The following is a 21,652-nucleotide window of genomic DNA, read 5'->3' on the forward strand; positions in this document are numbered from 1 at the left end:
GAAGTCAATAGCGAACACCCAGCCTCTCATCCTTTATTTTCCGGGCTTTTTGGGGCACGCGAGTGCCAGATCAGTCCCGTGCACCGCGTAAATACGGAAGATCGGACGCGCAGCGTTTAGAATTTTTTACATGAGAGTTGTTAATTAAAATCAACAAGGCTAAGCTCCGGAAAAGCTCGTTCAAGTGTGAAACTTCGAGGTGATAAAATGGCATTCAAGCCATTGATCGGCGTTACTGCGTGCGTCAAACAGATTGGCCTGCACCCCTACCACGTCAGCGGCGACAAGTACTTGCGTGCTGTCAGCGTCGCGGCTTTGGGGCTGCCCGTCGTTATTCCTTCCCTGGCTGAACTCACCGAAATCGAGGATGTGCTCGCGCATCTCGATGGTCTGTTGCTGACCGGCTCGCCGTCGAATGTGGAACCCTTCCACTATCAAGGCCCGGCCAGCGCTCCCGGCACGGATCACGATCCGGCGCGGGATGCCACTACCCTTCCTTTATTGCGTGCGGCCATTGCGGCGGGCGTTCCGGTGCTCGGCATCTGCCGCGGCTTTCAGGAAATTAACGTGGCGTTCGGCGGCAGCCTGCATCAGAAAGTGCATGAACTGCCGGGCATGCTCGATCACCGCGAAGCAGACAGCCCCGAGCTGGCGGTGCAATACGCCCCGGCGCATGCGGTGAAGGTGCAACCGGGTGGCGTGTTCGAGGCGCTGGAGTTGCCGGCCGAGTTCAGGGTCAATTCGATTCACAGCCAAGGCATCGACCACCTCGCTCCCGGTCTGCGCGCCGAGGCGATTGCGCCGGACGGTCTGATCGAAGCGATTTCGGTGGATCACAGCCCGACCTTTGCGGTCGGCGTGCAATGGCACCCGGAATGGCAGGTGCTTTCGAATCCGCCCTATTTGAGAATTTTCCAGGCGTTCGGCGATGCCTGCCGGCGACGGGCCGCGCTGCGTAAAACCCGCTGAGCTAAACACGAAAACCCAACTTACTGCCCCCGTGAGTCAGGCGGGCGTGCCTTTGCGCGTCCGAGACTCGCGACAACAACACACTGCAATAACAACAAGTACGACCCAGGCAGCCAGGACGGCGGCGCCGAATAAGCCCGAGCGGACCGGCAACGCAATTCCCTGTAGGAGCGAGCTTGCTCGCGATGGATGTCCGGATAACGCGGGCATTCAGACAGCCCGCGTTATCGTTGGCGTCCATCGCGAGCAAGCTCGCTTCTACAGGGGGTGGCAGCGCACGCCCCGGGCTTGCAATCCACTCTTAAGTCAGGCCGCGTTGGCCCGACGACTGAAACCTGTTGGGAGTTTCACATGGCAAACGCCTCCAGCATTTACAGGAAGGCTCTTGAAGGTCACCCGTCACCGAAAAAGGTGCTGGTGAAAGTCGACCGCGTCACCAAGAAATTCGACGAAACCACCGCCGTGGACGATGTCTCGCTTGAGATTCATCAAGGGGAAATCTTTGCCCTGCTCGGCGGTTCCGGCTCCGGAAAATCGACCCTGCTGCGCATGCTCGCCGGCTTCGAGCGCCCGACCGAAGGACGAATCCTGCTTGACGGTGTGGACATCACCGACATGCCGCCGTACGAACGGCCGATCAACATGATGTTCCAGTCGTACGCCCTGTTCCCGCACATGACTGTGGCGCAAAACATTGCCTTCGGCCTCAAGCAGGACCGCTTGCCCGCCGCCGAAATCGACGCCCGCGTTGAAGAGATGCTGCGCCTGGTGCACATGACTCAATACGCCAAACGCAAACCCCATCAACTGTCCGGTGGTCAGCGTCAGCGTGTAGCCCTCGCCCGCTCCCTGGCCAAGCGTCCGAAGCTGTTGCTGCTCGACGAACCGATGGGCGCACTGGATAAAAAGCTGCGTTCGCAGATGCAACTGGAGCTGGTAGAAATCATCGAACGCGTCGGCGTGACCTGCGTCATGGTGACCCACGACCAGGAAGAGGCCATGACCATGGCCCAGCGCATTGCGATCATGCACCTGGGCTGGATCGCGCAGATCGGCAGCCCGGTCGACATTTATGAAGCCCCGGTCAGCCGCATGGTCTGCGAATTCATCGGCAACGTGAACGCTTTCGACGGCACCGTGATAGAAGACCTTGAAGGTCACGCGATCATTCACAGCAAGGATCTGGAGCAGAAAATCTACGTCGGTCACGGCGTCAGCACATCGGTGCAGGACAAGTCGATCACCTACGCGATCCGCCCGGAAAAACTGCTGGTCAGTACGACCCAACCCGAAAGCCGCTACAACTGGTCCAGTGGAAAAGTGCATGACATCGCTTACCTCGGCGGTCACTCGGTGTTCTACGTGGAATTGCCCGGCGGCAAAATCGTCCAGTCGTTCATGGCCAACGCCGAACGCCGTGGCGCGCGCCCGACCTGGGACGACAAGGTCTACGTGTGGTGGGAAGACGACAGCGGCGTGGTATTGCGCTCATGAAAACACTCAATCAGCAGTTCATGCGGCTGATGCCGAGTGGTCGAAAGCTCGTCATCGGGATTCCGTTCCTGTGGCTGTGCCTGTTTTTCCTGTTGCCGTTCTTCCTGGTGATGAAGATCAGCTTCTCGGAAGCGGCGCTGGCCATTCCTCCTTACTCCGAGATCTACACCTTCGCCGAACAGAAATTCCAGCTGTTCCTGAACGTCGGCAACTACCTGCTGCTGAGCCAGGACGAGTTGTACATTTCGGCCTACTTCGGCTCGTTGAAAGTCGCGTTTTTCAGCACGCTGATGTGCCTGGTGATCGGCTTCCCGATGGCCTACGCGATCACCAAAGCGAGCAAGGAATCGCAAAACGTCTTGCTGCTGTTGATCATGATGCCAACCTGGACGGCGATCCTGATCCGCGTTTACGCGTGGATGGGCATCCTCAGCAACAACGGTTTGCTCAACGGATTACTGATGTGGACCGGGCTGACCGATCACCCGATCGAGATCCTCAACACCAACATCGCGGTGTATATCGGCGTGGTGTATGCCTACCTGCCGTTCATGGTGTTGCCGCTGTATGCCAACCTGGTCAAGCACGATCAGAGCTTGCTGGAAGCGGGTTCGGACCTGGGTTCGAGCAATTTCAACAACTTCTGGAAAATCACCGTGCCGCTGGCCAAGAACGGGATCATTGCCGGCTGCATGCTGGTGTTCATTCCGGTGGTCGGTGAGTTCGTGATTCCGGAACTGCTGGGCGGCCCGGAAACCCTGATGATCGGCCGCGTGCTGTGGCAAGAATTCTTCAACAACCGCGACTGGCCGGTGGCATCTGCCCTGGCGGTGGTGATGCTGTTGATCCTGATCGTACCGATTCTGCTGTTCAACCGTAGCCAGGCCAAAGAGATGGAGGGTCGGGGATGAAACGCTTCGGATTTTCAAAGTTCATGCTGATGTTCGGCCTGTCGTTTATCTACTTGCCGATGCTGATTCTGGTGATCTACTCGTTCAACGCTTCCAAACTGGTCACGGTGTGGGGCGGCTGGTCGTTAAAGTGGTACGCCGGTTTGCTCGACAACACGCAACTGATGGGCTCGGTGGTGCGCTCGCTGGAGATCGCCTGCTACACCGCGATTGCGGCGGTGGCGCTGGGGACGCTCGCGGCGTTTGTGCTGACGCGCGTCACACGCTTCAAGGGTCGTACGCTGTTTGGTGGTCTGGTCACAGCACCGTTGGTGATGCCGGAAGTGATCACCGGTCTGTCGCTGCTATTGCTGTTCGTGGCCATGGCGCAGCTCATCGGCTGGCCGATGGAGCGCGGCATCGTCACCATCTGGATCGCCCACACCACGTTCTGCGCCGCTTATGTGGCGGTGGTGGTTTCTGCCCGCCTTCGCGAACTGGACCTGTCCATCGAAGAAGCGGCCATGGATCTTGGGGCAAAGCCGTTGAAGGTGTTTTTCCTGATCACCATCCCGATGATCGCGCCATCGCTGGCGGCGGGCGGCATGATGTCGTTTGCCCTGTCGCTGGATGACCTGGTGCTGGCGAGCTTCGTCTCGGGACCCGGTTCCACGACCCTGCCGATGGAAGTGTTTTCGGCGGTGCGTCTGGGTGTGAAGCCTGAGATAAACGCCGTTGCCAGCCTGATTCTGCTCGCCGTTTCACTCGTGACGTTCATGGTCTGGTACTTCAGCCGCCGCGCCGAAGCCACCCGTAAACGTGCGATCCAGGAAGCGATGGACCAAACCGCCAGCGAATCCTGGCAACAACCGAAAAAACAAATGGCAGAAGCGACGGCTTAGTGCTGCCCCTGTAGGAGCGAGCTTGCTCGCGATGAACGTGAACGATGACGTGGGCTACCTGAATTAATGCGGCGTCCTTGAGTTTTTCGCGAGCAAGCTCGCTCCTACAAAGGAGTGCGCAAGCGTTCCCGCCACAAATGTTTGCCGTGTGATTTTGAATAAAAAGAAAATTGGAGTTGTACCGATGAAAATGTTTGGCAGGACTCTGCTGACACTGTCCTTATTGGGCGCGATCACCACCGGCGCCCAGGCCAATGACAAGGTACTGCGCGTCTACAACTGGTCGGATTACATCGCCCCGGACACGGTTAAGAAGTTCGAAGACGAGACCGGCATCCGCGTGATCTACGATGTGTTCGACAGCAATGAAACCCTTGAGGCACGTCTGCTCGCGGGCAAATCCGGCTACGACATCGTCGTGCCGTCCAACAGCTTTTTGGCCAAGCAGATCAAGGCCGGCGTCTATCAGGAACTGGACAGGTCGAAGCTGCCGAACTGGAAAAACCTCAACCCGGTGCTGCTGAAAAACGCCGCCGCCAGCGACCCGGATAACGGTCACGCGTTCCCGTATATGTGGGGCTCGATCGGCATCGGGTTCAACCCGCAGAAGGTCAAGGAAGTGTTGGGTGCCAACGCGCCAACCAACTCCTGGGACTTGCTGTTCAAACCGGAAAACGCGGAAAAACTCAAAGCCTGCGGCATCAGTTTCCTCGATTCGCCAACCGAGATGCTGCCCGCGGCCCTGCATTATCTGGGCTATCCGGTGAACTCCCAGGACAAGGCGCAGATCGCCGATGCTGAAGCGCTGTTCATGAAGATTCGGCCATCAGTGGCGTACTTCCATTCGTCGAAGTACATCTCCGACCTGGCCAACGGCAACATCTGCGTGGCGGTGGGTTATTCCGGCGACGTGCTGCAGGCCAAGGCCCGCGCGCAGGAAGTGGGGGACAAGGTGAAGATCGATTACAGCATTCCGAAAGAAGGCGCTGGCAGCTTCTACGACATGGTCGCGATCCCACGGGATGCGGCGAACGTCGAGAATGCTTACCTCTTCATGAACTTCCTGATGCGCCCGGACATCATTGCCGAGATCACCAACAACATCGGCTACAGCAACGCCAATTCGGCGGCGACGCCGTTGGTGGATGAGGCGATTCGCAATAATCCGGGGTCGTATCCGTCGCAGGCGGTAATGGCGACGTTGTATGCGATTCCGGACGTACCGATTGGTGTTCAGCGAGTGATGACCCGGGGCTGGACGCGGGTGAAGCTCGGGAAATAGCCGCTGAATCTGAAATCGCTATCGCGAGCAAGCTCGCTCCCACATTTGATCTGTTGCGATAACAGATCTTGTGTCCGACACAATTCCCCTGTGGGAGCGAGCTTGCTCGCGACGAGGCCATCACTGGCGACACAAATTTTACCGTTTTCCGTTCACGCAGCGCCTTACCACCGCTGCACTCCTCTCTGTCGAACGGCCTCACCTGGCTTCCTCGGTTAAGGTGAGTTTCGCGCCCTCCTCGGGCGCTTTTTTTATGCCGGAACGAGCGGCCATTCGGCCAGCGCTCGATAGCGCCCCTTGTGGGATTCAAACAGGAAAAATCGGTCAGCTCGCAGGAAAAACTCGGGTGGCGTGGCCGATTCAGGTACCGGTTCTCGATAATCGCGCATCAACGTCAAATGCGGCCGAAACTCCTTCGGCGCCTCCTCAAACCCGAGCGGCAACATCGCCTGCTCCAGCGCATATACCAACCGTAACAACGCCGGCGGCGCCTGCTCTGCCGCGAGCACCAACACCCCTGCCCTGCGCCAGACATCCAGCCGATCCAGGGCAACCCGCAACGCCACGCCCGGCACACGAACCTCAGCGGCCGCCGTACAGATGCCTGCCATCTGCGCCACCTCCACAGCCCCCAAAAACAACAACGTCAGGTGAAAGTTTTCAACCGGCACTGGCCGGCCCGTGCGCAACTGCAGCGCGCTGCGCCATTGGCCGATGGCTTTGCGTTGCTCGAGCGGGCAGTTCAACGCAAAAAACAGCCGTTTGACCGGCTCCGGGGTTTCGTCGCTCACGCCTGGCACCTCCTGACATGCACGTTATAGTTGAACCAACCGAATGAACGGGACAGGTCCATGCGAGAGATCATCAGCAGAGAGCCATGGTGGGCCATGCCACCGCAACCGGGTCAGGATGAGTCAGAGCTGGAATGGGGCTGGCTGGTTCACTATAGCGAAGGTGAGCCGCGTTTCGAGTTCGTCAGGGAGCGACCCACGCACAGCGAGATCCGCAATCGAAAAAGTTGCAGGATCACCCCGACGTCGGAGTGATCCCGTGGTTGATGTTCAAGCCTTCACGATCATTTCAAAACCACCAAACACCAGGCGCTGACCGTCGAATGGCATCGGATTGACGTCTAACTGCATTCGCGGGTCGTTCATGAGTTTTTCCATCCCCGCGTCGCGGGTCGTCTTGTCCGGCCAGATGATCCAGGAAAAAACGACGGTTTCGTCTTCCTTGAGTTTCACCGCCATCGGAAACGAAGTCACCTTACCGTCGGGCACATCGTCACCCCAGCACTCGGCAAGGCTCAGCGCGCCGTTTTCCTTGAAAATGGCTGCGGCGGTTTCAGCGTGTTTTTTGAATTTTTCGCGGTTGGCGGTGGGTACGGCTGCGAGGAAGCCATCAACGTAGGACATGGTCGTTCTCCTTGGGTTATGGGCCGATCTGCAGGTTAGTCGGTTCGGGCGGACTCCAATCGACAGCGCCGCTGCCCGAACTGACCGACGGTACTTCAGCGCTCCCCGCCAGGTTGCCCTCGATTTGCCCTGCCATGTACAACGTTCCCGCCATCACACCGGTGGTCGGGTTTTGCACCATTTTTATCCAGGCCTTGTCGAACGTGTTGCCCAGACTGCTGCGAATCAGCGCCTCGCTGTCGGGCCGATCGCTGGATTGAATCAGTGCGCGAATCCCCGCCACGCCCACGGTAATCAAACCGCCAGCGAGTTTGCCCGCCGCCGCGGCCACGGCACTGGCGGCACCGCGCGGGGCCATTTCGGCTTCCATCCGCTGGCTGGCGCGCTTGGCCACCGGAGCCATGGCGGTGTCGGTCGAATCAACCCCCTTGCTACCGCCGGCCTTGTGGATCTTGTCGATCAGCGCCGCGTATGCCGGCAGTGTGTTCAGCGGTTGGGTGTGCACAACCTGAAACAGCGACGCGTCCCGGGCAGGTGGCGGTCCCAGCGCGATGGCGGGGATTTTCTGGATGCGGCCGTTGAGCTGCGCCATCGGCACGCCGTGGCGCTGGGAGATTTTCTGCAGTTCTTCTTGAAGGATATCCACGTAGAACGCGGTCGCCAGGCCAAGGATCTGGTCGGGATCAATCTCTACCGCGACCGGTGCCAGCACGCGTTTCTGGTATTGCTCCAGCAGATAGGCCGCCAGGCGTTTCTCCGAAGCATCCTGCTCGCCTTTGGCACTGATGGTGTACCAGCTGACCTTCATCGACAGCCATTCCTGGGTCCAGTAACTGCTGAACCAGGGAATGAAGTTTTCTTCGGTCAGTTGATAGACCCGGCTTCGCCAGTAATCCATGGCACCGCGCGAGTAGATTTTTGCCTGTTCGGTGGCGGACTGGGACGCTGCCACGATGTCCCGATCCACCTGCTGCCAGGTGCTCTGGGAAATGATCACCGGCGGTGCTGGCGCCGGCGCGCGCGCAGGCATGGCGCATCCCGCCAACAGCAGCAGCACGGCGACGATCAGCGAACGCAGGTTCAAGATCGCAGTTCCCAGAGTTGAAATCAGATAGAAGGTTTCATCCCTGAGTATAGGTGCTGGACCGCAAGAGCATCGCGAGCAAGCTCGCTCCCACAGTGGTCCGCGTTGAAATGTAGTTTTGTGAACGTCGCTGCCCCCTGTGGGAGCGAGCTTGCTCGCGATGGGGCCTTCGAAACACTTCGAAACCCGACCATCACTCACATCGATACTCACCATCGCCGCGAATGCCTTCCGCTCAAAATCCGTCAGCGTAGGATCGACCTCAACCCGACACAAAACCCCGAACCGGAGGGGCAAAATCATGTTGATCCATCTGCTGACCTGCCTGGCCCTGACAGCCTTCACGCTGACCGTTTTTTCGTGGTACGTCCTGACCGAGGAGCGCACATCATGATCCACTCCGTCACCCTCGCCGTGAGCTTTCCGGTGTTCGGCAGCAACTACTACTCGCAGCAGGTTGTCTCGCGAAAAGAGCTCTCGCTGGTGTTCGACGAGAATTTCGAGGCGCTGCTGATGCCGGCCGCCGCCAACCACTTCAGCAACGAAGTAGTAGGGTTCAACGATCAGTTCCGGTTTCTCAACGATGTGTTGGCCGAGCATTTGCTGGAGACAGAGCTCGCCTCTAATGCCCCTCGGAATCAATACTTCTGAGCAGTTGACTCAGACCCTCTGCAAAACAGGTTGGAGGCCCCGAGGAAAAACACTCAAGCAAGCGACTGTTGTCGGCACGCGAATGCTTGATATCACCTGACCGCGGCGCATCGTAATTCAACTTCAGGGGCCGTCCCAAGAGCTCGCTTAACGTCGTCGCAAGATCGTTCACGCTGGTGGATCGATTGAACCCGACATTGACCGGTTTGACGCTCGGCGCTGACTCACCAACGGCCTGCACCAAGACCTTCACCAAATCATCGACGTAGACAAAATCCCGCGTTTGCTCACCGTCGCCATACACCGTGATGGGTAGATTCTTTTTGGCCCTCTCGCTAAAGATGCTGATGACACCGGAATAAGGCGATGACGGATCCTGCCGTGGCCCGTAGATATTGAAGAAACGCAGGGTTACCGGTTCAAGCCCGTGCTGACGGCGATAGAAATCAAGGCAATGTTCGCCCGCCAGCTTGTCGGCTGCATAGGGGGTCAGCGGGCTCTTGGGCGTGTCTTCGGTAATCGCTGCACCCTCGCCATTGTTGCCATAGATGGCCGCACTGGAGGCATACACCACTCGTTTCACGCCCGCTTGGCGCATGGCTTCGCAAATCGTCAGCGTACCGACGAAGTTGCTTTGATGAGTGGCGACCGGGTCATCGACAGAGGCCTGCACCGAGGCGACTGCCGCCAGATGAACCACCGCACTGCAATCTTTCATCGCCCTGGCCACCGTCACAGCATCCGCGACATCCCCGATCACCAGCGTCAAATGGCAGCGATCCACCGGCAGGTTCGACAATTTTCCAGTGGAAAGATTGTCCAGAACCCGCACGCTATACCCTTGTTCAAGCAGCGCTTCGACCAGGTGCGAGCCGATAAAACCGGCTCCGCCCGTCACCAGAATTCGATCAGCAGTCATGATTAGTGGTTCTCCTGGGCAATAGCAGTGGTCCGATCCAATGCGATGAGGGCCCCCAGTTGTTGGAGAAGTTCGCGGGGGCCACTGAACATCGCTTGCCAGTCAGTGGGAAAGCGCACGTTCAGCGGCAGTTGGTCGATTCGCCAGCGCGGCGGCAGGGGGTCGTCAAACCGGGCAGCGACCTGCAAACCCATTTCGCTGGCAGCGAAAGGGCCGCGCAATACCGTGGGGGTACGCCCCGCGCTGTCTACCGCCTGAACCACGTGGGCAGCAAGCCACTTGCCATCCGGCATGCGCACGCGAATGGGTTGGCCAATCGCGGCATAACTGATGTTCATCGGTTCCAGATAGATCCACAGCAGGGGGTCTTCCAGTCGCTCAACGCGCATCAGCAACGTGCCGGCACCCACGTTTTCGCCGGGCGTGACCAGTACTTCCGCCACTCGACCGTTCTGCGCGGCCTTCACCGATAACGCGGCGAGACGGGTTTTCAACCACTGTTGCTCGGCGTTCAGTTGAGCTATCTCACGTTCGGCGCTCACCGGTGATTGACGCGCCTGTTGCTCGCGACGCTCGTAAGCCAGCAAGTCCGCTCGAAACGCATCGAGTTCAGACTCGGCCGCCAACACTTCACCCCGAGAGACGGCGCCTCGAAATACCAGCTCTTCCAGCGTTCGCACCCGTTGCTCCGCCCTGCCGATTCGGGTCCTGAGCAGCTGACGCTCCCGGCCATCCAACTTGGGGCTGGCGACCAGCCCCTTGCTCGCCGGCATCGCCGCAATCTGCAAGAGCCGGGCTCGCCATTCCGGATTGTCCAGATTGACCAACGGCTGATCGGTCTGGACCTGGTCGCCTGCCGTGACAAACAGTTGCTCGACCCGACCGGCATCCCGTGCGCGCACCTCAAGAATCGGCAAGCGCAATTGCGCCGGGGCATCAATCATCAACATGCCGTAAGCCAGTTTGCCACCCAGCCAGATCAAGGGGCTTGCCACCAGTAGCAGGATCAAATACCAGCGTACCCGAAACGCCATGCGCTTCCCCGGTGCGTAGAGCACCGTCAATCCTTGTTCCTGAGTGGGGTTCAGTTCTTTGCGACTGTCGAAACGAATCTTCATGACGGCTCACCGTTTTGGAAAGTCTCGCCAGGCTTGCCAGTCAATTCCGGCAATTCCTAGTGGTTGCAGCTGCTCGCGCCAGACGCGGGTCTGATGTTGCAACTGTTCAGTGGAGGCGCCAGCCCAGGACTCCGTGGCGTCCAGTTGTGGCTCCGTGCTTTGCGCCAGACGAAATTGCAGCTCGGGCCAACGCTTGGCGATCTGCTCGGCCATGCGTGCGCTGTTTTTCGGGTTGCGGGTGTAAATCATCAGGCTCACCTGGCGCACACCCGCGTCAGGTAGCTTGCAAGGTAAACAGGTCTGACCGGGTCTGGCGTCAGCGAACCAGCGATGATGGCTGGAAATCTCCACCGGCCACGGGCTCGCTGCGGAGGCTGCTTTCAAGGTGGCTAGCAGGTCCTTCAGGCGTTGATCCGGGACCGGCACGCCCAGTTGCTCGAGTTCCAGGTCCAGGTGCAGGCTGGTGAAGGGCAGCCCCTTGAGGTTCGCCAGTAAATCGATGAGCTGATGGCGTTCCTGCGGCTCGATCCAGGCCGGATCGCCCAGCAACAGGCTGACCTGCAATTCCGCGCCGGTTGCAGCCTGCAACAGTTGCTCGAGCTGTTGGCGCGTGTTGCCCAGGTCCTTCAACTGAGCGGACGTGAGCCCCAGGTAGATCTTGTTCATCCCCGCGGTGTGCAAGGCCGCAAGCTCGCTCGCGCGGTGTTCGGGATCGAGCAATGCCTCACTGTCCCACACATAACTGGCCTGAGACCAATCACGGGATTGCGCCTCCAATACCGGAGCTATCAGCAACGGTACTACCATCAGTGTCAGCAACCTTGGAATCGGGCGCATATCAAAACCTCGTGGCTCGTTTAAGTACCCACCACGGCGCCATCGATGTTTCCTCATGACCCCGACGAAACATTTCGTTGAGCATGGCCACTGCGCTCCAGCAGCGCAGGAGCAGCATGAACAGAGGGAATAGAGGCACCAGTAACCCGAGGGTCATGTCCTGCCGAGGCCGGTCGGACACCATCATCAACATGGCGCCAAACATCAACAGGGTGATCATCAGGTAGAGCAGGTAGATGAGGACTGTCAAAAACAACAGGGTGTTGCCCGGCAGCACGAACATCGCGGCCAATGTGTAGAAGAAAATGAGAAAAGGCAGCACCAACTGAAAAAAGAAGCCGCTGACCAGGATCATCAGAAACGTCTTCCATCCCAGGAGACTGGGGCTGATGTTGCGGCTATGTTTTCTCATATAGAGAAAAAACAGGTCGCCATCCCAACGCAGGCGCTGCATCAGAAACTGGCTGAGCGTCGCCGGTGCGTCGGTATGGCCGATGGCTTCCGGCTCGAAGGGAATCCGCAAGTCGTGACGTTTGAAATAACTTTTGATGCGCAACGTCAGATCCAGATCCTCTGCGGTGTGGGTGTTCCAGCCACCGATCTTGACCAGAAAACTGCGGCGAAAAGCCCCGAAGGCACCCGAGACGTTATTGACCAGGTTCCACTCGGCGAGACCGATTTTCGACATGTGAATGGACAGCAGGTACTCCAGCGCCTGCATGGCGGTGACCCAGGAGCTCCAGACATTGCGCACCCGCAGGCTGCCGGCGACCGCAGGCACCAAGGGGTCCTCGAAATTCCGCACGATGGCGCTGACCATGTTGTTATCAAACGAAGTGTCACCGTCGAGCGCCATCACGATTTCACCGCTGGCCAGCGACAGGCCGGCGTTCAACGACGACACCCGCCCACCCCGCTGCCATTTGGCGATCGGGCGTAAATGCCGTCTGGGGTACAACTGGGGATCGACGCTAAAGCTGCGCACGGCACTGAGGGTTGGATGATTCGCCGTGGCCCCGTCCACCACCGGAATCATCTCGATGTGGCCGAGGTACGTCTGCTCGCACAGGCTTAACAGCGTGGTCTGCACATCCATCCCCTCGCTGTAGCAGGTAATGATGCAAGAGACTCTTGGCCGATAGGTGCTGACCTTCGGCACCGCTGTGCGCCGACGGACAAACCAGCGCAATACACCCAGCAGCACCATGATCATCATCGGCAGCTCAAAGATCAGGAATACCGGGAACAGCATGAAAAACACCCGGCTCAAGCCGTCGGGGCCCGTGATGACGCCGAGTGTGTAATAGAGTTGTTCTATTAATGGGCCCATGGTGTCACCCCAGTTCACTGGCCAGACGAGCCAGCAGCAGCTCACCGTCTTCCTGATCAAGCAGATCGTGAGGCGCCGTGATGCTGAGAACCCGCAGCGAAATATCACTGACTTCCGGGGCTGAAAACAGCTCGGCAACCTGACCCAGACGCTGTTTGACGCACTCCAGCCCCTTGCCTTCCGTGTGCGGAAGCATGATCCAGAAAAATTCTTCCGTGCTGCGGGAACAGCGATCCGTATCCCGAACCGATTCTTTCAAGCGTTCAGTCAGGCTATCGATGAAGGCATGACCTCGATGCTCACCCAGGCGAGCCAGCGTACCGGCCAGGTTGACAAAGCGCAGGCCGATCAAGGAGAACGCCGGTTGCGGGTAGCGCCGTACGACCTGAATTTGCCAACTCAGAAGGTCATAAAAATCCTTGCCACCTAACAGACTGAGTCGACCAAAGTGCTGAACCGATCGGTCATCGAACTCCTGACGGCAGCGGAAACGTCCGGCCTCGGCCAAGCGGAAATCCCGGACCTCGCGCACCCGCAATTTGTCGGGCGCGTGTGACAGACCGCAATCAAGGCAACGCGCCTGCACCTCTGCATCGACAAAAAACGCCTGACAGGACCGACACCGATAGTTTTCCATCGGTCGATCGTAATCAGTGCCAATGTGGCGCAAACGGTTCAGGCAGTTGGGACACAACAACACGTTGTCTTTGAGAAAGGATTCCTGCGGCCCCACATGGCCGCACGTGAAACAGTGCAACGAAGGCTGCCGCGAAATGTCCAGAGCGTGGCATTCGGTGCACACATCGATGTAGTTGAGTCGGCCTGAGCCGCAGTCCGAACAGAGGCGGACGCGATCGACCAGCACGCCTTCTTCCAGCCAGTTCTGTTGCACCATCAGGCTGAGCCAGACAAACGGATTGACCGGCTCGTCATCCGCCAGGGCATCCAGCAACGGATACCGGTAATGCTGAGGCACTTGCGGATCGCGCAGGGCAAAAAGGTGGGCTTTGTCGCGTAACCACAACCAGGAAAGCACCCGACTTTCGAACCGCTCGGGAACCGATCCCTGACTGAACGTGCGGAAGCGCTCCTTCCATATCCCCCACAGACTTTTTATCTCGGTGGATTCTACCGGGCACGCCCCGTCACCCAAGGCTTCACACCAGTCATTCTGATCACGGCAACAAAAAATCAGGGAGTAGCGATAGGCAGGCACCGTGCGCAGCTTTCGAAGCGCTCGCCCGGCATAAGCCGCCGGCATGTCGAGCAACACCACATCAAAAGCCCTGGCGGCCACCAGGCTGCTCAGATCAGAAAAGTGCTCTAACTCCGGAAGATTCAAACCTGTCACTCTATTACCCAGCACCGCAATTCGTGGATTTAGAATAGGCATGACGCTCGACCTGCAGGCAGTTAGCGTGGAGTTACCGAGAGACATGCAACATAGCACTGCAATGGCGAAATGCACTTGCTTTTGGCTCAGGTTTATTATTTACACGACGAACGCGATAGGCCGATCTGCGCCCACGCGCGAAGACATTCATTCAATTGAGCGCGCAAGTAAAAATAAATGCTTCTGTATTCAAATAGTTACAATGATAAGCCAGAACACTCAATAACTATTCAGCCTAACTTTATTTGCCATCAGCGATAGCGTTGAGCCACACTTCAAATCACCACGCTGCCCACACACAACGGAATACATTTATATGCCGAACAAGTTCAAACAATCTTTATACCAAAATAATTTATTATTATTCCCCTATTACAATTGACAGCCATACCGTCTCATAAACTTAACACTTTCGTAAGTATCGGACACTTTCAATTGATATCAATTTGATAACTTAATGCCTTCATTACAGACCTCGCGCATACAATTTCGCAACCAGCGATGCACCGGATCGGCGTCCATTCGAGGATGCCAGAGCAGCGCAACCGTAAACTCCGGCAAGGAAAACGGCAGCGCAAAGCCGTGCATGCCCGCCCGCAGGTTTTCGGTGTGGCGTTCGGGCACAGTGGCAATCAGGTCGGTGGCCCTGGCGAGCGCCAGCGCTGTCGAGAAGCCGGCGACGATGGTCACGACTTGCCGGTCCAGTTCCAACGCCGCCAGTGCTTGATCGACAGGCCCCTTGTCGAGCCCGCGCCGTGAAACGCTGATATGAGCACCCGCCGCATAACGCGCGGCGGTGATTTCGCCCTGGCTAAGGGGATGGTCCCCGCGCACCACACCGATGAAGCGGTCGCGAAACAACCCCTGCGTGCGCAGCTCTGGTCCGGTGGCCTTCCCCACCACACCGGTTTCCAGATCAATGGTGCCGTCACGAAGTGACGTGCTGTCTTTGTCAGGTTTGTGCATGAAGCGCAGGCGCACACCGGGCGCTTGTTCGGCAACGCGAGCAATGAGCGGTGCGCCGAAATTTTCTACAAAGCCTTCGCTGGTGCGCAACGTGAACGTGCGAACCAGTCGCGCCAGATCGGGCTGTTCGGCTGGACGCAACACCGCCTCTGCATCCTGCACCAATTGACCGACCCGCTCGCGCAGTTCCAAAGCCCTGGGCGTGGCGACGAGCCCCCGTCCGGCCCGGACCAGCAGCGGGTCGCCCGTGGTTTCCCGCAAGCGCGCCAACGCTCGACTCATTGCCGACGGGCTCAGTCGCAAGCGCTTGGCGGCGCGCGCCACGCTGCCTTCGGTGAGCAGCACATCGAGGGTGACCAGCAGATTGAAATCGGGAGTAGACATTGGATCGCCCCGCGGCAAGGTGAGATGGCGTCTAACGCACGAGTACAGTGCAACCCGTGCGCCTTCCGCCATGTTAGGCGCCGGCGTAGATTTGTGACAGCTCCGCTTCGGGAGTGGCCAGATCAAGAGAGACAACATGAAGCCGACTATTGCCCTCATGGACAGCGCACCACAGACACCCGCCGTGCGGTGGGTGCTGATCAGTCTTTCGCTGTCGATGCTGCTGTCTTCGCTCGGCACCAGCATCGCCAATGTGGGGCTGCCGACACTGGCGCAGGTGTTCGACGCGACCTTTCAGCAAGCGCAGTGGATCGTCATTGCCTATCTGCTGGCGATCAACACGCTGATCGTCAGCGTGGGCCGTCTGGGTGACCTGATCGGTCGTCGACGGTTGCTGCTCGGTGGCATCGGCGTGTTCACCCTTGCCTCGGCGCTGTGCGCGTGGGCACCGACACTGGGGATGTTGATTGGCGCCCGAGCACTGCAAGGGCTTGGTGCGGCAATCATGATGGCGCTGACCATGGCCTTCGTTGGCGAGACGGTGGCGAAGGCCAAGACCGGCAGCGCCATGGGGTTGCTCGGGACGATGTCGGCGATTGGCACCGCGATGGGGCCGTCGCTAGGCGGCATCTTGATTGCCGGTTTCGGCTGGCGGGCGATGTTCCTGGTCGCCGTGCCGTTGGGCCTGATGACGTTGCTGCTCGCGTATCGCTATTTGCCCGCCGACCGCCAGAAGCCAACCCGCGGGAGTGCCCGTTTCGACGCGTGGGGAACGCTGGTGTTGGCGCTGACGTTGGCGGTGTATGCGCTGGCGATGACCCTCGGGCGCGGCCATTTCGGGCTGTTGAATATGGGGTTGCTGTTGGCGGCGGGGTTCGGCGTGGGGCTCTTTGTGTTCGTCGAGACGCGAGTCGCCTCCCCGCTGGTACGGCTGGCGATGTTTCGCAACCCGGTGTTGAGCGGTAGCCTGGCGAGGAGCACGCTGGTAGCGACGGTAATGATGGCGACGCTGGTGGTCGGGCCGTTTTACCTTGCCCACGGACTCGGACTGGAAGCGGTTATGGTGGGCCTGGTGCTGGCGGTCGGGCCGTGTGTCGCGGCATTGACAGGTGTGCCCGCCGGCCGGATCGCCGACCGCTTCGGCGCACAACGGATGACGGTCGCCGGACTGATGGCGATGGCCATCGGTTGTCTCACGTTATCGGTGCTGCCACAGACATTCGGTATCGGCGGCTACGTTGCGCCGATGGTGGTGATCACGCTCGGCTATGCGGTGTTTCAGACGGCCAACAACACCACGGTCATGACCGACGTCGCGCCAGACCAGCGCGGTGTTATCTCGGGCATGCTCAACCTGTCGCGAAACCTCGGGCTCATCACCGGAGCCTCCGCGCTGGGCGCCGTGTTCGCGTTCGCCTCGCAGACCGCCGACGTCACCGCTGCGCAGCCAGAAGCCGTCGCCCGCGGGATGCAAATCACCTTTGCTGTAGCGCTGGGGCTGATCGTTGTTGCACTCGGCATCGCGCCGGACCGTCGAGCGCTGAAACCCTTGTAGGAGCCGGCTTGCTGGCGCCTACAAGGGATTTGCGGCGTCTTTGAATTCCGGCAGGGCCTTACGGCTTGATCACAACCAGCGGCTCGCCTTTTTTCACGATGTAGGTCGCCAGCTCAGAGGCTTTGGTTGTGCCGATATTCTTGGCGATATGTGCAGTGCCGGCCGGAATGTACAGGGAATCACCGGCCTTGAGCGTGACCGGAGGCTGTCCCTCAAGCTGGTATTCAAACGTGCCATCGATCACGTAAGCCACTTCTACCCCAGGATGAGTGTGATTAGGCGAGGTGACACCCGGCTCGAAATCAACCCGCACCTGGAGCACCTCACGCCCTTCGACGTCGAGATCCTTGCGCAGCAGATCCGTGCGGTGCAGGCCCGCCTGCCAGTTTTTGGCGGGAGCCTTCACTTCCTCGGCCTGAGACGCGCCCGAAAACGCGGCGAGGGAGACGGTGGCGACAGCAACAGCGCCGAGCATTCTGACGGTGTGACGAGCGTTGATGCGGAACATGACATTTCTCCGATTGATACCGTTGTGGTGCCCCATTAGGCGACCACCATGTATCGCGTTCGTGTCTCGGACGCCCCGGTTTGTAAGCGTAATTGGCTGTGGGCCCTGCGGATACGTAGCGATACAAACAGATCGCGTGTTGCCGAGAGCGGGTTCTCTCCAGCGGTAACGTGACCGGCTGGTCGCACAAGGTTGCGGACGACGCAATCGCGGCCTATGGTCCAAGCGATGCATTGCTGGCGACTGGCACGCGATGACTCGCCGCCGGTTGCTGTCCTTCCAGTGCGAAGTTTCCCAAAGAGGTGACTACATGCCGAACGACTCCCGCCCTGCCGTGCTTGAACTGATCGGCAATACGCCGCTGGTGCGCGTCAGCCGTTTTGATACCGGTCCGTGCACGCTGTTTCTCAAGCTCGAATCGCAGAACCCCGGTGGCTCGATCAAGGACCGCATCGGCCTGGCGATGATCGACGCCGCCGAGCGCGACGGTCGGCTCAAGCCCGGTGGCACCATCGTCGAAGCCACGGCCGGCAACACCGGACTCGGCCTGGCGCTGGTCGGCCGCGCCAAGGGTTATCGGGTGGTGTTGGTGGTTCCGGACAAGATGTCGACCGAGAAGGTCCTGCACCTCAAGGCCGTGGGCGCCGAGGTCCACATCACCCGCTCCGACGTCGGCAAGGGCCATCCCGATTATTACCAGGATGTCGCGGCGCGGTTGGCGCTGGAAATACCCGACGCGTTTTTCGCCGACCAGTTCAACAACCCGGCCAACCCGCTCGCCCACGAGTGCAGCACCGCGCCGGAGATCTGGGCGCAGACCCAGCATGACGTGGATGCCATCGTCGTCGGTGTCGGTTCGGCCGGAACGCTGACCGGGTTGACCCGTTTCTTCAAGCGCGTGCAGCCGGACCTGGAAATGGTGCTGGCCGACCCCATCGGTTCGGTGATGGCCGAATACAGCCGCAGCGGCACCATGGAGAAGCCCGGTTCGTGGGCCGTGGAAGGCATCGGTGAAGACTTCATCCCTTCGATTGCCGACCTGTCCAGCGTGCGCCACGCCTATTCCATCAGCGACGAAGAAAGCTTCGATCACGCCCGCCAACTGTTGCGCGCCGAAGGCATTCTCGGCGGTTCTTCTACCGGCACCTTGCTGGCTGCGGCGCTGCGCTACTGCCGAGAACAAACCGAGCCGAAGCGTGTGGTCAGCTTCGTCTGCGACACCGGCACCCGCTACCTCTCGAAGGTCTACAACGACCAGTGGATGAACGATCAGGGGTTGCTGGCACGCAAACCCTATGGCGATCTGCGTGACGTGATCGCACGGCGGTTCGAAGATGGCCGGGTGATCAGCGTCGGCCCGGACGACACCTTGCTGACGGCATTCCAACGCATGCGCCTGGCGGATGTGTCGCAATTGCCGGTGCTGGTAGACGGCCAGAAACTGGTCGGCGTCATCGACGAATCCGACATTCTGCTGGGCATGCAAGAAGACCCGACGCACTTCCGCTTGACCGTGGCCAGCGCCATGACCGACAAAGTAGAAACCCTGCCAGCCAGCGCCAGTCTCGCCACACTGCAGGCAGAACTCGATCGCGGGCTGGTCGCGATCATCGCCGACGCCTCGGGCTTCCACGGCCTGATTACCCGCGTGGACCTGCTCAATCATTTGCGGAGATCCCTCGCATGAGTGAACACGATGAAAACGCCGCGTCACGCGCCTTCGCCACGCGGGTGATCCACGCCGGGCAAGCGCCAGACCCGACCACCGGGGCGTTGATGCCGCCGATTTATGCCAACTCCACCTACTTGCAACAAAGCCCCGGGGTGCACAAGGGCTTCGACTACGGCCGCTCGCACAACCCGACGCGCTTTGCGCTGGAGCGTTGCGTTGCCGACCTTGAAAGCGGCACCCAGGCCTTCGCGTTTGCTTCAGGGCTGGCGGCGATTTCCACGGTGCTCGAACTGCTCGACGCCGGCTCCCACATCGTTTCCGGCAACGATTTGTATGGCGGTACCTTTCGCCTGTTCGACGAGGTGCGTAAACGCAGCGCCGGCCATCGCTTCAGTTTCATCGATCTGACCGACCTCGCTGCCTTCGAAGCGTCTTTGCAGGACGACACGCGGATGGTCTGGGTCGAAACGCCGAGTAACCCCTTGTTGAGCCTCACGGACCTCGCCGCTGTCGCGCGCATCTGCCGCGCGCGCGGAATCATTTGCGTCGCCGACAACACCTTCGCCAGCCCGTGGATCCAGCGTCCACTGGAACTGGGCTTCGACATCGTGCTGCACTCGACCACCAAATACCTCAACGGCCACTCCGACGTGATCGGCGGCATCGCGGTGGTCGGGCAGAACCCGGAACTGGCGGAGCGCCTGGGCTTTTTGCAGAACTCGGTGGGCGCAATCGCCGGGCCGTTCGACGCGTTTCTGACCCTGCGCGGCGTGAAAACACTGGCGCTGCGCATGGAGCGTCACTGCAGCAACGCACTGGAACTGGCGCAATGGCTGGAACGTCAGCCGCAGGTCGCGCGCGTCTATTACCCGGGCCTGCCTTCGCACCCACAACATGAATTGGCGCAGCGGCAGATGCGCGGTTACGGCGGGATGATTTCTGTCGATCTGAAGAGTGATCTGGCCGGCGCCAAGCGTTTCCTCGAGAGCGTGCAGATTTTCGCTTTGGCCGAAAGCCTCGGCGGCGTGGAAAGCCTGATCGAACACCCCGCGATCATGACCCACGCCACCATCCCCGCCGACACCCGCGCACAACTTGGCATTGGCGACGGGTTGGTGCGTTTGTCGGTCGGGGTCGAGGACGTCGAGGATTTGCGTGCGGACCTGGCTCAGGCCCTGCGGAACATCTGAACTCAGCGCGCTTCGATGCCGGGATAGTCGATGTACCCCTCAGGCCCTTGGGTGAACCAGTTGACCATCGCGTCTTCAGCCAGGGGCCGCCGCTGCGCCACGCGAATCGGCAAGTCCGGGTTGGCGATAAACGGCCGGCCGAAGGCGATTGCGTCGGCCAATCCGCTGGTCAACGCGGCCTCGGCCCGGACGATGTCATAGTCCGAGTTGAGGATCAGCACGCCGTTGAAGGCCTGGCGAATCAACGGCGCGATGGCTTCGCGCTCGCCCTTGCCGAACGTGCCGTCCAGCGGCGGTTCGCGCAGCTCCAGGTGCGCGATGCCGATGTCGGACAACACTTCGGCAATGCGTACAAACAACGGCTCCGGATCGCTGTCTCGCACGCCTTGATCGTAGCTGCTCGGGGTCAGACGCACGCCGGTTCGGTCAGCGCCGACGGTATCGACCACGGCTTGCGTGACTTCTTTGAGCAGGCGGATTCGATTCTCGATCGAGCCGCCGTAGCCGTCGGTGCGAAAGTTACCGCTGTCGCGCAGAAACTGATCGATGAGGTAGCCGTTGGCGGCGTGAATCTGCACGCCGTCGAAACCGGCTTCCATGGCGTTACGGGCGGCGTGGCGAAAGTCCTCCAGCAGCGCCGGAATTTCATCCAGCGGCAGCGCCCGCGCCTGGGTATACGCTTGTTTGCCGGCGTACGTATGGGCGTGGCCCGGCGCCGTGGTGATCGACGCGGAGATCGGCTGAGCGCCTTGAAGAAAACTCGGGTGAACGACACGCCCCATGTGCCAGAGCTGGGCGATGATCCGCCCGCCCGCCGCGTGCACCGCGTCAGTGACCAGACGCCAACCGGAGACTTGTTCCGCCGACCAGATGCCAGTGGCGTAGGGCCAGCCAAGCCCTTGCTGACTGATGCCGATGGCCTCGCTGATGATCAGCCCGGCGCTGGCACGCTGGGCGTAATAGTCAATCATGATGGCGGTGGGCAAATGGTCCTGAGTGCCGCGTGCGCGGGTCATCGGCGCCATGAAGATACGTTGGGGCGCGTCAATCGCGCCCAGGCGCAGGGAGTCAAAAAGCGTGGTCATAACGGTTT

General features: G+C 59.8%; 21 protein-coding genes. 10 read left to right on the forward strand and 11 right to left on the reverse strand.

Going from position 1 to position 21,652, the window contains the following annotated elements:
* Positions 1-207: 207 nt before the first annotated feature.
* The 5 genes from ACYZT9_RS15780 to ACYZT9_RS15800 all read left to right on the forward strand — a co-directional run bounded on the left by ACYZT9_RS15780 (position 208) and on the right by ACYZT9_RS15800 (position 5,537).
* On the forward strand, positions 208-969 hold the full coding sequence (locus tag ACYZT9_RS15780) for a gamma-glutamyl-gamma-aminobutyrate hydrolase family protein (RefSeq protein ID WP_462006351.1): 762 nt from the start codon (positions 208-210) through the stop codon (positions 967-969).
* Positions 970-1,320: 351 nt separating this feature from the next.
* Positions 1,321-2,463, forward strand: coding sequence for an ABC transporter ATP-binding protein (locus ACYZT9_RS15785; protein WP_462006352.1), 1,143 nt, complete (start codon positions 1,321-1,323; stop codon positions 2,461-2,463).
* Positions 2,464-2,492: 29 nt separating this feature from the next.
* The gene (locus ACYZT9_RS15790) at positions 2,493-3,374 is read left to right on the forward strand and encodes an ABC transporter permease subunit (protein ID WP_462010236.1); all 882 of its coding nucleotides are present in this window, start codon (positions 2,493-2,495) and stop codon (positions 3,372-3,374) included.
* On the forward strand, positions 3,371-4,255 hold the full coding sequence (locus tag ACYZT9_RS15795; protein WP_462006353.1) for an ABC transporter permease subunit: 885 nt from the start codon (positions 3,371-3,373) through the stop codon (positions 4,253-4,255). The genes ACYZT9_RS15790 and ACYZT9_RS15795 overlap by 4 nt, the downstream gene beginning before the upstream one ends.
* A gap of 184 nt (positions 4,256-4,439) precedes the next feature.
* Positions 4,440-5,537 (forward strand): polyamine ABC transporter substrate-binding protein, encoded by a 1,098-nt coding sequence (locus ACYZT9_RS15800; RefSeq protein ID WP_462006354.1) that lies wholly within the window; start codon positions 4,440-4,442, stop codon positions 5,535-5,537.
* Positions 5,538-5,788: 251 nt separating this feature from the next.
* Here the strand turns inward: ACYZT9_RS15800 and thpR are convergent, their stop codons facing one another.
* Entirely contained in the window at positions 5,789-6,328 is a 540-nt protein-coding gene (gene thpR / locus ACYZT9_RS15805; RefSeq protein WP_462006355.1) for an RNA 2',3'-cyclic phosphodiesterase, read from the reverse strand.
* 60 nt (positions 6,329-6,388) lie between these two features.
* On the opposite strand from thpR, the gene ACYZT9_RS15810 reads away from it, so the two are divergent.
* Entirely contained in the window at positions 6,389-6,583 is a 195-nt protein-coding gene (locus tag ACYZT9_RS15810) for a hypothetical protein (protein WP_462006356.1), read from the forward strand.
* Between the two features lie 15 nt (positions 6,584-6,598).
* Here the strand turns inward: ACYZT9_RS15810 and ACYZT9_RS15815 are convergent, their stop codons facing one another.
* Together ACYZT9_RS15815 and ACYZT9_RS15820 are read right to left on the reverse strand one after the other, a co-directional pair.
* On the reverse strand, positions 6,599-6,952 hold the full coding sequence (locus ACYZT9_RS15815) for a DUF1428 domain-containing protein (RefSeq protein ID WP_462006357.1): 354 nt from the start codon (positions 6,950-6,952) through the stop codon (positions 6,599-6,601).
* 16 nt (positions 6,953-6,968) lie between these two features.
* Positions 6,969-8,036 carry a hypothetical protein gene (locus ACYZT9_RS15820; RefSeq protein ID WP_462006358.1) on the reverse strand — a complete coding sequence of 356 codons (1,068 nt, stop codon included), beginning with the start codon at positions 8,034-8,036 and terminating at the stop codon, positions 6,969-6,971.
* Between the two features lie 390 nt (positions 8,037-8,426).
* Between ACYZT9_RS15820 and ACYZT9_RS15825 the strand changes: the two genes are divergently transcribed.
* Complete coding sequence (locus ACYZT9_RS15825; protein ID WP_462006359.1) at positions 8,427-8,687, forward strand: hypothetical protein; 261 nt, start codon at positions 8,427-8,429, stop codon at positions 8,685-8,687.
* Here ACYZT9_RS15825 and ACYZT9_RS15830 read toward each other — a convergent pair.
* The 6 genes from ACYZT9_RS15830 to ACYZT9_RS15855 all read right to left on the reverse strand — a co-directional run bounded on the left by ACYZT9_RS15830 (position 8,659) and on the right by ACYZT9_RS15855 (position 15,634).
* Positions 8,659-9,606: an NAD-dependent epimerase/dehydratase family protein gene (locus tag ACYZT9_RS15830; RefSeq protein ID WP_462006360.1), complete on the reverse strand. Its 948-nt coding sequence runs from the start codon at positions 9,604-9,606 to the stop codon at positions 8,659-8,661. The two genes, ACYZT9_RS15825 and ACYZT9_RS15830, sit on opposite strands and share 29 nt — an antisense overlap.
* Before the next feature lie 2 nt (positions 9,607-9,608).
* On the reverse strand, positions 9,609-10,724 hold the full coding sequence (locus ACYZT9_RS15835) for an HlyD family secretion protein (protein WP_462006361.1): 1,116 nt from the start codon (positions 10,722-10,724) through the stop codon (positions 9,609-9,611).
* A 6-nt stretch (positions 10,725-10,730) separates the two neighbouring features.
* Positions 10,731-11,561 carry a hypothetical protein gene (locus ACYZT9_RS15840; protein ID WP_462006362.1) on the reverse strand — a complete coding sequence of 277 codons (831 nt, stop codon included), beginning with the start codon at positions 11,559-11,561 and terminating at the stop codon, positions 10,731-10,733.
* A 1-nt stretch (position 11,562) separates the two neighbouring features.
* Positions 11,563-12,891, reverse strand: a complete 1,329-nt coding sequence (locus tag ACYZT9_RS15845; protein ID WP_462006363.1) for a glycosyltransferase family 2 protein — start codon at positions 12,889-12,891, stop codon at positions 11,563-11,565.
* A gap of 4 nt (positions 12,892-12,895) precedes the next feature.
* Entirely contained in the window at positions 12,896-14,284 is a 1,389-nt protein-coding gene (locus ACYZT9_RS15850; protein ID WP_462006364.1) for a TackOD1 domain-containing metal-binding protein, read from the reverse strand.
* 441 nt (positions 14,285-14,725) lie between these two features.
* On the reverse strand, positions 14,726-15,634 hold the full coding sequence (locus ACYZT9_RS15855) for a LysR family transcriptional regulator (protein ID WP_462006365.1): 909 nt from the start codon (positions 15,632-15,634) through the stop codon (positions 14,726-14,728).
* A gap of 136 nt (positions 15,635-15,770) precedes the next feature.
* Here ACYZT9_RS15855 and ACYZT9_RS15860 point away from each other — a divergent pair, with 136 nt between their 5' ends.
* Positions 15,771-17,189 (forward strand): MFS transporter, encoded by a 1,419-nt coding sequence (locus ACYZT9_RS15860; protein WP_462006366.1) that lies wholly within the window; start codon positions 15,771-15,773, stop codon positions 17,187-17,189.
* A gap of 58 nt (positions 17,190-17,247) precedes the next feature.
* On the opposite strand, the gene ACYZT9_RS15865 is transcribed toward ACYZT9_RS15860, so the two are convergent.
* Positions 17,248-17,697, reverse strand: a complete 450-nt coding sequence (locus ACYZT9_RS15865) for a cupin domain-containing protein (RefSeq protein ID WP_462006367.1) — start codon at positions 17,695-17,697, stop codon at positions 17,248-17,250.
* Positions 17,698-18,007: 310 nt separating this feature from the next.
* Here ACYZT9_RS15865 and ACYZT9_RS15870 point away from each other — a divergent pair, with 310 nt between their 5' ends.
* Positions 18,008-19,384, forward strand: coding sequence for a pyridoxal-phosphate dependent enzyme (locus ACYZT9_RS15870; protein WP_462006368.1), 1,377 nt, complete (start codon positions 18,008-18,010; stop codon positions 19,382-19,384).
* The gene (locus ACYZT9_RS15875; RefSeq protein WP_462006369.1) at positions 19,381-20,559 is read left to right on the forward strand and encodes a cystathionine gamma-synthase; all 1,179 of its coding nucleotides are present in this window, start codon (positions 19,381-19,383) and stop codon (positions 20,557-20,559) included. The genes ACYZT9_RS15870 and ACYZT9_RS15875 overlap by 4 nt, the downstream gene beginning before the upstream one ends.
* A 2-nt stretch (positions 20,560-20,561) precedes the next feature.
* On the opposite strand, the gene ACYZT9_RS15880 is transcribed toward ACYZT9_RS15875, so the two are convergent.
* The gene (locus tag ACYZT9_RS15880) at positions 20,562-21,644 is read right to left on the reverse strand and encodes an alkene reductase (RefSeq protein WP_462006370.1); all 1,083 of its coding nucleotides are present in this window, start codon (positions 21,642-21,644) and stop codon (positions 20,562-20,564) included.
* Positions 21,645-21,652: the final 8 nt, after the last annotated feature.

The organism is Pseudomonas sp. ZT5P21, from assembly GCF_054897785.1.